The organism is Cellulomonas sp. P5_E12 (assembly GCF_054049315.1).
The window spans coordinates 1-12872 of the sequence record NZ_JBFUMP010000029.1 but is presented as its reverse complement, the minus strand read 5'-3'; the positions used below and the strand labels follow the sequence as shown (position 1 = coordinate 12872).

Below are 12872 nucleotides of genomic sequence, written 5' to 3'. Positions count from 1 at the left end.
ATGTCCCGTCCCACGCGACACCGCGCCTTCGTGGTGCTCCCGGCGCTCGCTGCGGCCACGGTCCTCGTGCTCGCCGGTTGCTCCGGCGGCGCGGACACGCCGGCGGCCGCGGCCGCTGCCCCCAGCGGCGACCCGACCCCCGGCACGCAGCAGGACGACCCGCAGCGCTCCGGCCCCGGCGGCGGTAATGGCACGTCCGGCGAGATCGCGTCGCTCACCGGCACGGTCATGCAGGTCCGCTCCGCGGACGCGCAGACCGCGGTGACCTGGACCGACGACACGACGTTCACGGAGTCCGTCGCGGGCGCGCCGTCCGACGTCACCGTCGGCTCCTGCGTGGTGGCGGTCTCGACGGCCACCACCGACGACTCCACGGAGGCGACCGCGCCGCTCGCCGCGACCAGCGTCCAGCTGGCCACCGCGGCCGACGACGGCACGTGCGCCGGCGGGGGCGGTCCGGGTGGCGGCCAGCGGCCCGACGRAGCTCCGACCGACATGCCCACCATGCCGGCCGGTGACCGACCGTCGGGCGCCCCGTCCGGCGCGCCCGACGGCGGGATGCGCGGCTTCAACGGCGTCGCCAGCGGCAAGGTCACCGCGATCGACGGCGGCACGCTGACCATCGAGGTCACCGGCCCGGACGACGCCACGACCTCCCGGACCGTCACGGTCACCGACGCCACGACCTACACGAAGTCCGTGGCGGCCGACGCCTCCGCGATCGTCGTCGGGCAATGCGCCAGCGCGCGCGGCGACGCCGACGACAGCGGCAGGGTGACCGCGACCAGCATCACGGTCTCGGCGCCGACGGACGGCGAGTGCAGCACCGGGTTCGCGGGCCGCGGCTTCCCGGGCGGCCCCGGCGGACATGATGGCTCCGACGGACAGGGTGGCTCCGACGCCGGCACGGACCAGCTGGGTGGCACCGATGCTTGACCGCGCAGCGCGCCCGTCCGCCGCGCTGCGGCGCCGAGCCCGTCGTCGCCGAGTCGTCGCCCTCACCGCGGCGGGCGCCGTGGTGCTCGTCGCCGCGGGCGGCGGCGTCGCCCTGGCCCTCGGGGCTCCCGACGACGGCCGGTACCGCACGGCGACGGCCGAGAAGGCGAATGTCGAGCAGATCGTCGACTCCGTGGGGACCATCGCGTCGGCCAGCCGCCGCGACGCCGCGTTCTCCGTCGACGGCACGGTTGCGACGGTGACCGTGTCCGTCGGGCAGGTCGTCGCGGCCGGCGACGTGCTCGCCACGCTCGACACCGACGCGCTGCAGGACGCCGTCGACCAGGCGCAGGCCGACCTCGCCGACGCACAGCAGCAGCTCAGCGACGACCTGGACTCGCAGACGGCGTCGTCGTCCTCGAGCTCGAGCTCGTCCTCCTCTTCCAGCTCGTCGAGCTCCGCGTCCTCGTCGTCGAAGTCGTCGTCGACACCGTCGTCCTCCTCCTCCCCGTCGTCGGCTCCGACGGCGTCGACCGCGACCCCGAGCGCGGGCGGCGACACGCACGGCGGCGGCGACACCACTGACCCGGCGGTCGCCGCGGCGACGGCCGACGTGCAGAAGGCGCAGCAGGCCCTGCTCGACCAGTACCGGGTGACGTCCGACGCGCTGGCGACCAGCGGCGCGAGCGTCACGGCGTCGCAGGCGTCGTGCACGGCGTTCCTCGCGGTCGTCGGCACGGACGTCACGGGCGACGGCAGCGTGGACGGGTCCGACGACGGCTCGGGCGACACGCCGCCGGCGCCCGACCCGTCGACGACCGAGGAGGCGACGACGGACGGCACGTCCACGGAGGACGTCGTCCCGGACACCTCGGCGATCGAGCAGGCGCTCGCCGACTGCCAGGCCGCGCTCTCCGGCGCGCTCGACGCGCAGACGGCCACGGACGCGGAGCAGCAGGCGCTCATGACGCTGGCCGCGGCCCTGGACGACGCCGTGGCCGCACTGCAGAAGGCGATCGCGAGCTCGAGCCCGTCGACCAGCCCGGCGACCTCGACCCCGGCGCAGTCGTCGACAACAAGCACCCCGGCGACGAGCACCCCGGCGACGAGCACGCCGGCAACGAGCACCCCGGCGACAAGCGCCCCGTCCACCAGCTCGCCGTCCGGCGGCTCGACCACGACCGCGGCGTCGGCGGCGACGATCCTGGCCGACCAGGCCGCGATCGACCTGCAGGAGGCGAACGTCGCGCTGGCGCAGAGCCGGCTCCCGTTCGCCACGCTCACCAGCCCGATCGCGGGCACGGTCGCGGCGGTCTCGCTCGCCGTCGGCGACTCGGTCACGGCGTCGTCGACCATCGCGGTGGTCACGGTCCTCGGCCAGGACGGCTACACGGTCACCACCAGCGTCCCGCTGACCACGATCGACATCGTCACGGTCGGCCAGAGCGCCCAGGTGACCACGCCGAGCACGGACGCGAAGCTCACCGGCACCGTCAGCAGCATCGGGGTCCTCGACACGTCGACCACGGCCGACCCGGCCTACACCGTCGAGCTGGCCCTCGACCCGACGGACGCGACGCTCTACGACGGGGCCTCGGCGCAGGTCCACCTCTCCGTCGCGGGCGCCGACCGGGTGCTCACGGTGCCGACGTCGGCTGTGCACGTCGACGGGGTGACAGCCACGGTCCAGGTACTGAAGGACGGCACCCCGACCGAGGTCACCGTCACCCGCGGCGCGGTCGGCGCCGAGCGGACCGAGATCACCGACGGCCTGACCGCCGGCGACCGGGTGGTCCTCGCGGACAACGACGAGGCGATCGTGTCCAGCACGTCGACCACCGACCAGGGCCTGTCCGGCCTGGGCGGCGACTCGAGTGACCAGGGCGGCCCGCCGCAGTTCGGGTTCGACGGCGGCGGCCAGGGTGGACCCCCGGCGGGGTTCACCGGCGGCGGCGCCGGCAGCGGCGGCTGAGCGCAGAGACGTGAACGGGTGCTCTCGGCACGCTTCGTCGTCGGTGCCGCGGCCGCGTCGGTAGGCTCGCGGCGTCGCCCTTCGGCGGCACGGACGGGAGGGCGACGATGACCGACGAGGCCACCGACGGCAGGCCGCAGGTTGCGGTCCTGGGCGGCGGGGTGATGGGCGAGACCCTGCTCAGCGCGTTGCTGACCGCGGGATGGGCGCCCGAGCAGGTCGAGGTCACCGAGCGGTACGTGCCGCGGGCCGACGAGCTCGCCGGCCGCTACGGCGTGCGCACCGGCGCGTCGAACGCCGACGCCGCCGCCCGCGCCGACGTCCTGCTCCTCGCGGTCAAGCCGAACGTCGTCGCGTCGGTGCTCGACGAGGTCAAGCAGGCCCTGCGCGGCGGCGAGCTCGTCGTCAGCGTGGCCGCCGGGCTGCCGATCTCCAGCTACGAGAAGCGACTCAACCCCGGTCAGCCCGTGGTCCGCGTCATGCCGAACACGCCGGCCGTCGTCGGCAAGGGCGCGAGCGCCATCGCCCCCGGCACCCACGCGAGCGAGGGCCACCTCGTGCTCGTCGAGAAGATGCTCGCCGCCACCGGCCTCGTCGTCCGTGTGGCGGAGAAGGACCTCGACGCGGTCACGGCGATCTCCGGGTCGGGGCCGGCGTACGCGTTCTACCTGATCGACGCGATGGCCGAGGCGGGCGTGTTGCTCGGACTGAGTCGTGACCTGGCGACCAAGCTCGCCGTCGCCACCGTCGAGGGCTCGGCGGCGCTCGCCGCCCAGTCGGGGGACCACCCCGCGATCCTGCGCGAGCGGGTGTCGTCGCCTGGTGGCACCACGGTCGCCGCGGTCCAGGTGCTCGACGCGCACGGGGTCCGCGCCGGGGTCGTCGCTGCCGCCGAGGCGGCGCGCGACCGCTCGCGCGAGCTCGGCCAGCAGTACTGATGAGCAGCCGATGAACGGGCTGGCGCGTCCGCCGGCGATGAGCGACGTCGCGGCGCTCGCGGGCGTCTCCCACCAGACCGTCTCCCGCGTGCTCAACGGCCACCCGAGCGTCCGGCCCGAGACCCGCGACCGCGTCAACCACGCCATCGCGGCCCTCGGCTACCGCCGCAACAGCGCCGCCCGCGCCCTGGTGACCCGGCGGTCCGGCACGCTCGGCGTCGTCACCCCGGCCACCGCCCTCTACGGCCCGACCAGCACTCTGGTCGGGCTCGAGGAGGCCGCGCGGGTGGTCGGCTGGTTCGTCTCGGTGGCCACGATCCGGCGGTTCGACGCGAACAGCATGCACACCGCGGTCGAGCACTTCCTGGGGCAGGGCGTCGACGGCATCGCGATCATCGCGCCGACGACCGAGGTGGCGCAGGCCATCGCCGCGATCGCGTCCCCTGTGCCGGTCGTGCTCATCTCGTCGGCGTCCGACGTCCCGTCGGAGGCGCACCTGCACGCCGTCGGCGTCGACCAGCGGCACGGCGCGCGCCTGGCCACGCAGCACCTCCTCGACCAGGGTTTCGCCGAGGTGGTCCACGTGGCCGGGCCGCAGGACTGGTTCGACGCCCAGGACCGCCTGGCCGGCTGGCGCGAGGTGTCCGGACCCGGCGCCCCCGAGCACATCGAGGCCGGCTGGGACGCCGCCGACGGCTACGAGCTCGGGCTGCGCATGGCCGACGAAGGGCTGCCGCGCGCGATCTTCGCGGCCAACGACCAGCTCGCGCTCGGCCTCCTGCACGCGTTCTGGGAGAAGGGCGTCCGGGTGCCCTCCGACGTGGCCGTCGTCGGGTTCGACGACGAGGTCGGGGCCGCCCACTACACGCCGCCGCTGACCACCGTGCGGCAGGACTTCGGGGCGCTCGGGCGGCTCGCGGTCGCCTCGCTGCAGGCCGCGTTCGCGGGCGAGGACGTCGCGAGCCAGCAGATCCCCGCGGAGCTGGTGGTCCGCGCGAGCTCGCTGGGTCGACCGTGACGCGCGATCGGCGGCCTGCGGACGACCGACGGATGTCGTCGATCTCACTCCCGCCCTGAGTGGCCCGAATGCGGGATGTTAGCGCTAACATGTCTCTCGGCCGCCGGCGTCCGCCGCGGTCCGCGATGCAGGAACGGAGCCGCGTGATGACGGTCGATCCCCACGATGCCGACCCGCGGTCGGCCATCGCGAGCGGGCGGACGAGCCTCGGCATCGAGCTCGGGTCCACCCGCATCAAGGCCGTCCTGATCGGCCCGGACCACGCCCCGCTCGCGAGCGGCAGCCACGACTGGGAGAACCAGTTCGTCGACCGGGTGTGGACGTACTCGCTCGACGCGGTCTGGTCGGGGATCCAGGCGGCCGTGGCCGCCCTGCTGGACGACGCCGAGCAGCAGCACGGGATCCGCCCCGCGACGGTCGGTGCCCTCGGGGTCTCCGCGATGATGCACGGCTATCTCGCGTTCGACGAGGCGGACGAGCTCCTCGTCCCCTTCCGCACCTGGCGCAACACCAGCACCGGCCCGGCGGCGGCCGAGCTGACCGAGCTGTTCGGCTACAACATCCCGCTGCGCTGGTCGATCGCGCACCTGCGCCAGGCGACGATCGACGCCGAGCCGCACGTCGCGCAGATCCGCACGATCACCACGCTGGCCGGCTACGTGCACTGGCGGCTGACCGGCCGCAAGGTGCTGGGCGTCGGCGACGCGTCCGGCCTGTTCCCGATCGACACGGCGACGAAGACCTACGACGCGACGATGCTGGCCGCGTACCCCGGCCCGAGCATCGAGGCCCTGCTCCCCGAGGTCCTGCTCGCGGGCCAGGACGCCGGTCGGCTGACCGAGGCCGGCGCCGCGCTGCTCGATCCCACGGGCACCCTGCAGGCGGGCATCCCGCTGTGCCCGCCCGAGGGCGACGCCGGCACCGGCATGGTCGCCACCAACGCGGTGGCGCCGCGGACGGGCAACGTCAGCGTCGGCACGAGCATCTTCGCGATGGTCGTGCTGGAGCAGCCGCTCGCGACCGTCCACGACGAGCTCGACCTGGTGACGACGCCGGCCGGCGACCTGGTCGCGATGGTGCACTGCAACAACGGCGCCAGCGAGCTGGGGGCGTGGGCCGAGGTGTTCGGGCAGTTCGCCACGGCCCTGGGCGCCACCGCTAGCCCGGACGACGTGTTCGGGACGTTGCTGCGCGCGGCCCTGACCGGCGACGCCGACGGCGGCGGGCTGCTGGCGTACAACTACCTGTCCGGCGAGCCGATCACGGGCCTGGACGAGGGGCGGCCGCTGTTCGTCCGCACCCCCGACAGCCGGCTGACGCTCGCCAACTTCGCGCGCACGCAGGTCTACAGCGCGTTCGGCACGCTGAGCCTGGGGATGCGTGTCCTCGCCGACGAGGGCGTCGAGCTCGACTCGATGTACGCGCACGGCGGACTGTTCCGGACCGAGGGGGTCGCGCAGCGGCTGCTGGCCGCGGCCATCGGCGCCCCGGTGACCGTCGGGCAGTCGGCCGGCGAGGGCGGGGCGTGGGGCATCGCCGTGCTCGCCGCCTACCTGGGCGCGGCGTCCGAGCTGGACCTGAGCACGTACCTGACCGAACGGGTCTTCGGTGCCGCCGAGTCGGTGACCGTCGCGCCCGACGACGACGACCTGCGCGGTTTCGACGCCTACCTCGCGCGTTACAGCGCCGGGCTGGCCGTCGAGCGGGCCGCGGTGGAGGCGCTGTGAGCATCGAGGACGAGATCGCCCGGACCCGCGAGGTCGTGGCGCGGCTGCACGCGGAGCTCCCGCGCTGGGAGCTCGTCGTGTGGACGGCGGGCAACGTCTCGCAGCGCGTCGTCGTCGGCACCGCCCCCGGACTCGACGACCTGTTCGTCATCAAGCCGTCGGGCGTCACCTACGACGAGCTCACGCCGGAGTCGATGGTCGTCTGCGACCTGGACGGCGACCTCGTCGACGGGACCCGCGCGCCCTCCAGCGACACCGCTGCGCACGCCTACGTCTACCGGCACATGCCCGACGTCGGCGGCGTCGTGCACACCCACTCCACCTACGCGACGGCCTGGGCCGCCCGCGGCGAACCGGTGCCGTGCGTGCTGACGATGATGGCCGACGAGTTCGGCGGCGACGTCCCGATCGGCCCGTTCGCGCTCATCGGCGACGACTCGATCGGTCGCGGCATCGTCGAGACCCTGCGCGACTCCCGGAGCCCGGCGGTCCTCATGCGCAACCACGGCCCGTTCACCATCGGCCGCGACGCCAAGGCCGCCGTGAAGGCCGCCGTGATGGTCGAGGAGGTGGCCCGCACGGTGCACATCGCCCGGCAGCTGGGCGACACCGTGCCCATCGCGCAGTCCGACATCGACTCCCTGTACGCGCGTTACCAGCACGTCTACGGCCAGCAGCCCACCCACACCACGGAGACCGAGTCATGACGAAGCCCTACGCCGACCGCGAGATCTGGTTCCTCACCGGGAGCCAGGGACTGTACGGCGAGGAGACGCTGCGCCAGGTCGCCACGCAGTCGCAGGAGATCGCGCGGGTCCTCGGCGACGCGTTGCCGGCGAAGCTGGTCTGGAAGCCGGTCCTCACCGACTCCGACGCGATCCGCCGCGCGGCCCTCGAGGCCAACGCCGACGACGCCGTCATCGGCGTGATCGTGTGGATGCACACGTTCTCGCCGGCCAAGATGTGGATCGCCGGCCTCGACGCGCTGCGCACCCCGCTGCTGCACCTGCACACGCAGGCGAACGTCGAGCTGCCGTGGGACACCATCGACTTCGACTTCATGAACCTCAACCAGGCCGCGCACGGCGACCGCGAGTTCGGGTACATGGCGACCCGGCTCGGGGCGGCGCGCAAGACGGTCGCGGGGCACGTGTCGAACCCGGCCGTGACCGAGTCGATCGACACCTGGGTCCGCGCGTGCGCGGGCTGGGCGGCGACGCACGAGCTGAAGCTGGCGCGGTTCGGCGACAACATGCGCAACGTCGCGGTGACTGAGGGCGACAAGACCGAGGCCGAGCTGCGGTTCGGCGTCTCGGTGAACACGTGGGGCGTGAACGACCTGGTCGCGGCGGTGGCCGCGGTGGCGGACGCCGACGTCGACGCGCTCGTCGCCGAGTACGAGGACCTGTACGACGTGGTCCCGGAGCTGCGTGCCGGTGGCGACCGCCACGAGTCCCTGCGCTACGGCGCCCGGCAGGAGATCGCGCTGCGTACCCTGCTCGAGTCGCTGGGTGCCAAGGCCTTCACGACGAACTTCGAGGACCTCGGCGACCTGCGCCAGCTGCCCGGCCTCGCCGTCCAGCGGCTCATGGCCGACGGCTACGGCTTCGGCGCCGAGGGCGACTGGAAGACCGCGATCCTGGTCCGCGCCGCGAAGGTGATGGGCGCCGGCCTGCCCGGCGGGGCGTCGCTCATGGAGGACTACACCTACGACCTCACGCCCGGCTCGGAGCGGATCCTCGGCGCGCACATGCTCGAGATCTGCCCCAGCCTGACCACCTCGAAGCCGACGCTGGAGATCCACCCGCTGGGCATCGGCGGCAAGGAGGACCCGGTCCGCCTGGTCTTCAATGCCGACCCCGGCGTGGGCGTCGTCGTCTCGATGGCCGACATGCGCGACCGCTTCCGGCTCACCGCCAACGTGGTCGACGTCGTCCCGCCGACCGCCGACCTGCCGCACCTGCCGGTGGCCCGCGCGGTGTGGGAGCCCCGCCCCGACTTCCGCACGTCCGCCGAGGCCTGGCTCACCGCCGGGGGAGCGCACCACACCGTGCTCACCACGGCCGTCGGGGTCGAGGCGTTCGAGGACTTCGCGGAGATCGCCCGCACCGAGCTGCTGGTCATCGACGAGGACACCACCCGCCGCGGGTTCCGCGACCAGGTCCGCTGGAACCAGGTCTACTTCCGGCTCGCGCAGGGCTTCTGACCGACGCCCGCCGGGTGAGGAGTCGGAGGCCGGCTCCGTACCCTGGTGCCATGTCTTCCATCCACGCCGCCGACGACGTCCCCGTTCCGGGGCGTCGTCGGGGCCGTCGGCCGGCAGGCGAGGACACCCGCGGCACCATCCTGGCGGCGGCGCGCGACGAGTTCGCGGAGCGGGGCTACGACGGCGCGAGCGTGCGCTCGGTGGCTCGTCGCGCGGACGTCGACCCGGCGCTGGTGCGGCACTACTTCCGCGACAAGTCGGAGCTCTTCGCCGCCGGCATGATCCCCGCCGGCGCCGACCCGGCCGCGATCGTCGGCGGCATCACGGCCGGCGGCGTGGACGGTCTCGGGGTGCGCCTGCTCGCCGCCGTCCTGGGGGTGTGGGAGGCCGACGGCGGGGTCGCGTTCCGGGTGGCGTTCGCGGGTATGTCCTCCGGCGAGGTGCAGGCCGAGGCGCTCATGGGGTACGTGGCGCGGGAGGTGTTCGGGCAGGTCGCGCGGATCCTGCCGCCGCCGGACCAGCAGCTGCGGGTCTCGCTCGTCGCGTCGCAGGTGGCCGGGGTCCTGCTCGCGCGCCACGTCATGCGGCTGGAGCCGCTGGCGTCGATGTCGGTCGAGGAGGTCGTCGTCCTCGTCGGCCCCGTCGTGCAGCGCTACCTGACGGGACCGCTCGGCGAGGGCTGAGGCCGGTCAGCGCGGCTGCCGGGCCACGGCGACCGCCCACGCGACCAGCGGCACCTGCAGGGGCAGCCGCCCCCACGCCACGACGGGCTTGCCCGCCCACGACCGGGCGTCGGGCCGGGACCGGACGGCCATGGTCACGTTGCCCGGGAACACGCCGACCAGCAGCGCGGCCGACGCGAGACCGCCGAGCCGCCGGGTGGCGGGCACGGCGAGGGCGGCCGCGCAGGCCAGCTCCGCGACGCCGCTGCCGAGCACCCACGGGTCGGGGTTCCCGAGGGTCCGGGGGATGAGCGGGCGGAAGATGCCCGGCCTGCGCAGGTGCAGGGCGCCGGAGGTGCCCAGCAGGGCGGCGAGCGCGAGCGCGGGCAGGTCGCGACGGGCGACGGGGAATGGCACGCGTCACGGTAACTCGCTGTCGGCGCCGGTCGGTACGGTGCGAGACATGGACACCGTCGCCCTGTCGCCCGCGTTCTACGCCGACGTGATCGGCCAGGAGTCGGCCCGAGCGGCCGACGTGCTCGACCGCGCACCCACGTCCGCGCCGGTGCCGTCCTGCGGGGACTGGGACGCGGCCGACCTCGCCTTCCACCTGGGCGAGGTGCAGGACTTCTGGTCGCAGGTCGTCGCGCACGCCCCGGCGGGTCCCGACGAGGCCGAGGACACCGAGCGCCCGCCCGACGACGAGCTCGTCGGGTTCCTGCGGACGCGGACCGACGCGCTGCTCAGCGCGCTGCGGTCGCACCACCCGGACGAGCCGTGCTGGTCGTGGTCGTCGACGGGCGGGACGGTCGAGTGGGTCTACCGCCGGCAGGCGCACGAGGCGCTGGTGCACCGGGTGGACGCGGAGCAGGCGGCCGGGCTGCCCGTGACCGACCCGGGGGTCGTCCTGGCGGTCGACGGCGTGGACGAGATGCTGGCCGTCATGGTCAGCGGCCTGCCGGAGTGGGCCGGCTTCACCGCCGACGGTGCGCGTGTCCGGCTGCGGGCGGTCGACGCGGAGCGCGAGTGGGTGGTCGCGTTCGGCCGGTTCCACGGGACGTCGCCGACCACGGGCACCACGTATGACGAGGACTGCGCCGAGCTGGTGGGCGGCGCGCCGTGGGAGGGCGAGGACGACGACGTCAGCGCGACGGTCTCGGGCTCGGCGTGGGACCTCGAGCTCTGGCTCTGGGGCCGCGGCCCGCTGGACGTGCTGGAGCTCGAGGGTGATCCGGCGGCGGCGGAGCGGCTCCGCACGGTGATCGTCGAGTCGACGCAGTAGCGCGGCTCATCCTTGCGTCGCCACGGCGGGAGGAGCACAATTCCTCGCATGGGGAATAATGGTGCCGCGATCGAGATCACCGGCCTGCGGGTCGTGCGCGGCGGCGCCGCGGTCATCGAGTCGCTCGACCTCACGGTGCCGGTGGGCCAGGTGGTCGGGCTCCTCGGTCCGAGCGGCAGCGGCAAKACCACGCTCATGCGAGCGATCGTGGGCGCGCAGATCGTGGCCGGCGGCACGGTGACGGTGCTGGGGCTCCCCGCGGGGTCCGCCCCGCTCCGGCGGCGGATCGGGTACGTCACCCAGGCGCCGAGCGTGTACAGCGATCTCACGGTCGCGGAGAACCTGCGGTACGCAGCGTCGATCCTCGGGGTCGACGCCGCGGGGATCCGGCAGGCGCTGACCGACGTCGACCTCGTCGCGCACGCCGGCCAGTCCATCGGCACCCTGTCCGGCGGCGAACGCTCGCGGGTGTCGCTCGCGATCGCGCTGCTCGGACGCCCGGACCTTCTGGTGCTCGACGAGCCGACCGTCGGGCTCGACCCGGTCCTGCGCCGCGACCTCTGGGAGCTGTTCCACCGCCTGAGCCGCTCGGGCGTCAGCCTGCTGGTGTCCAGCCACGTCATGGACGAGGCCGCCCGCTGCGACCGCCTGATCCTCCTGCGCGGCGGGTCCGTCCTGGCCGACGGCACCCTGGACGAGCTGCTCGCCAGCACAGGCACGACCGACACCGAGGGGGCGTTCCTGGCCCTCGTCGACCAGGCCGTCGCCCGCGAGGGCGGTGCTGCGGCATGAGCGCCGTCGGGCCGGCCGTGCAGGACGAAGGGAGCGGGCGCGCCCGACACGCGAGCGGACCGGCCGTGGCTGCGACGACCACCGATCCGGCGACGCACGAGCACGGGCGGGGCGGCCTGAACCCGGCCCTGACCGCCGCCACGGCGCGCCGGGTCCTCACGCAGCTGCGGCACGACAAGCGCACGATCGCCCTGGTCGTGCTCCTGCCGTGCCTGCTCATCGGCCTGATCGCGTGGATGTTCAACGGCACGCCCGTCCTCGACCAGTTCGGCCCGCTGCTGGTCGGGCTGTTCCCGCTCGTGGTGATGTTCCTGGTGACCAGCGTCGCCACGCTGCGGGAGCGGACCTCGGGCACCCTCGAGCGACTGATGACCCTGCCGATCGGGCGAGGCGACGTCGTCGTCGGCTACGCCCTGGCCTTCGCGGTGCTCGCCACGGTGCAGGCGCTGGTCATCGTCGGGTTCGCCGTCTGGGTGTGCGGGATGGACGTGGCCGGGCCGATCGGCCTGGTCATCCTGGTCGCGATCCTCGACGCCGTCCTGGGCTGCGCGCTCGGGCTCGGCGCGTCGGCGCTGGCGAAGACCGAGTTCCAGGCCGTGCAGCTGATGCCGCTGGTGCTGTTCCCCCAGCTCATCACCTGCGGCCTGCTCATGCCGCGCGACGAGATGCCGACCCTCCTGCAGTGGATCTCCCGCGTCCTGCCCCTGACCTACGCGCTCGACGCCATGCAGCAGCTCGCCGCCGGCGCCACCTGGGTCGACGTCCGCGGCGACGTCGGCGTGATCGCCGTGTTCATCGTCGGCGCCCTGCTCGTCGGCGGCGCCACCCTGCGTCGCCGCACCCCCTGACCCACATCGCGGCCCGGACCCGCGCTCTCGCCGTTGTCATCCTGCGGTCGACACGCAGACCACGCGGGCGAGCTGGTGGGCTCACGACGAGTTGCAGCCCGCGAACTCATCGAGAACCCACCAGCTGTGAGTGCTCTACTTCCTGATCCCCTCCGGTGGCTCGCGGTCGCGTCGACCACGTCCGACACGTGGCGACGTGGAGCAACTCCTTCCTGCCGCTCGTCATGCGCAACAGCCTGAACCTGTACCCGCTCACGGTCGGGCTCGCGCAGTGGCAGGCTGATGCCGCCGGACGGTCGGGCTCGAGGGCACTGTTCTCGACGATCATCACCGGCTCGTTCCTCGCGTTCCCGTTTCTTCAGCGGTACTGGCAGTCCGGCCTCGCCAGCGGCGCGGTCAAGGGTTGACGACGACACACGGAGACATATCACCATGGCTGTGCAGCACGAAGGAGTGCGTTTCGGCGCCGCGTACTACTACGAGTACGCGGG

At 73.9% G+C, this 12872-nt stretch carries 13 protein-coding genes; 12 read left to right on the top strand and 1 reads right to left on the bottom strand.

Annotated features, from left to right (window positions below; all coding sequences use genetic code 11):
• The 8 genes from ACXJKA_RS17960 (at position 1) to ACXJKA_RS17925 (ending at position 9480) form a co-directional block, all read left to right on the top strand.
• Positions 1 to 936: a DUF5666 domain-containing protein gene (locus ACXJKA_RS17960; RefSeq protein ID WP_456826560.1), complete on the top strand. Its 936-nt coding sequence runs from the start codon at positions 1 to 3 to the stop codon at positions 934 to 936.
• A complete protein-coding gene (locus ACXJKA_RS17955) occupies positions 929 to 2908 on the top strand; it encodes an HlyD family efflux transporter periplasmic adaptor subunit (RefSeq protein ID WP_456826559.1) in 1980 nt (659 codons plus the stop codon). Before ACXJKA_RS17960 ends, ACXJKA_RS17955 begins: the two co-directional genes overlap by 8 nt.
• A 107-nt stretch (positions 2909 to 3015) precedes the next feature.
• Positions 3016 to 3846 carry a pyrroline-5-carboxylate reductase gene (gene proC, locus ACXJKA_RS17950; protein ID WP_456826558.1) on the top strand — a complete coding sequence of 277 codons (831 nt, stop codon included), beginning with the start codon at positions 3016 to 3018 and terminating at the stop codon, positions 3844 to 3846.
• 10 nt (positions 3847 to 3856) lie between these two features.
• On the top strand, positions 3857 to 4864 hold the full coding sequence (locus tag ACXJKA_RS17945; protein ID WP_456826557.1) for a LacI family DNA-binding transcriptional regulator: 1008 nt from the start codon (positions 3857 to 3859) through the stop codon (positions 4862 to 4864).
• Between the two features lie 146 nt (positions 4865 to 5010).
• Positions 5011 to 6591, top strand: a complete 1581-nt coding sequence (locus tag ACXJKA_RS17940; protein ID WP_456826556.1) for a xylulokinase — start codon at positions 5011 to 5013, stop codon at positions 6589 to 6591.
• A complete protein-coding gene (locus tag ACXJKA_RS17935) occupies positions 6588 to 7298 on the top strand; it encodes an L-ribulose-5-phosphate 4-epimerase (RefSeq protein ID WP_456826555.1) in 711 nt (236 codons plus the stop codon). The genes ACXJKA_RS17940 and ACXJKA_RS17935 overlap by 4 nt, the downstream gene beginning before the upstream one ends.
• Positions 7295 to 8797, top strand: a complete 1503-nt coding sequence (araA, locus tag ACXJKA_RS17930; protein WP_456826554.1) for an L-arabinose isomerase — start codon at positions 7295 to 7297, stop codon at positions 8795 to 8797. The genes ACXJKA_RS17935 and araA overlap by 4 nt, the downstream gene beginning before the upstream one ends.
• Before the next feature lie 50 nt (positions 8798 to 8847).
• On the top strand, positions 8848 to 9480 hold the full coding sequence (locus ACXJKA_RS17925) for a TetR/AcrR family transcriptional regulator (RefSeq protein WP_456826553.1): 633 nt from the start codon (positions 8848 to 8850) through the stop codon (positions 9478 to 9480).
• A gap of 6 nt (positions 9481 to 9486) precedes the next feature.
• Here the strand turns inward: ACXJKA_RS17925 and ACXJKA_RS17920 are convergent, their stop codons facing one another.
• Complete coding sequence (locus tag ACXJKA_RS17920; RefSeq protein WP_456826552.1) at positions 9487 to 9876, bottom strand: DoxX family protein; 390 nt, start codon at positions 9874 to 9876, stop codon at positions 9487 to 9489.
• A 46-nt stretch (positions 9877 to 9922) separates the two neighbouring features.
• Between ACXJKA_RS17920 and ACXJKA_RS17915 the strand changes: the two genes are divergently transcribed.
• The 4 genes from ACXJKA_RS17915 (at position 9923) to ACXJKA_RS17900 (ending at position 12788) form a co-directional block, all read left to right on the top strand.
• Positions 9923 to 10741 carry a maleylpyruvate isomerase N-terminal domain-containing protein gene (locus tag ACXJKA_RS17915; protein ID WP_456826551.1) on the top strand — a complete coding sequence of 273 codons (819 nt, stop codon included), beginning with the start codon at positions 9923 to 9925 and terminating at the stop codon, positions 10739 to 10741.
• A gap of 48 nt (positions 10742 to 10789) precedes the next feature.
• Positions 10790 to 11533, top strand: coding sequence for an ABC transporter ATP-binding protein (locus ACXJKA_RS17910; protein ID WP_456826550.1), 744 nt, complete (start codon positions 10790 to 10792; stop codon positions 11531 to 11533).
• A gap of 116 nt (positions 11534 to 11649) precedes the next feature.
• On the top strand, positions 11650 to 12381 hold the full coding sequence (locus ACXJKA_RS17905; protein WP_456826580.1) for an ABC transporter permease: 732 nt from the start codon (positions 11650 to 11652) through the stop codon (positions 12379 to 12381).
• Positions 12382 to 12569: 188 nt separating this feature from the next.
• Complete coding sequence (locus ACXJKA_RS17900) at positions 12570 to 12788, top strand: hypothetical protein (protein ID WP_456826549.1); 219 nt, start codon at positions 12570 to 12572, stop codon at positions 12786 to 12788.
• The last annotated feature ends 84 nt before the right edge of the window (positions 12789 to 12872 follow it).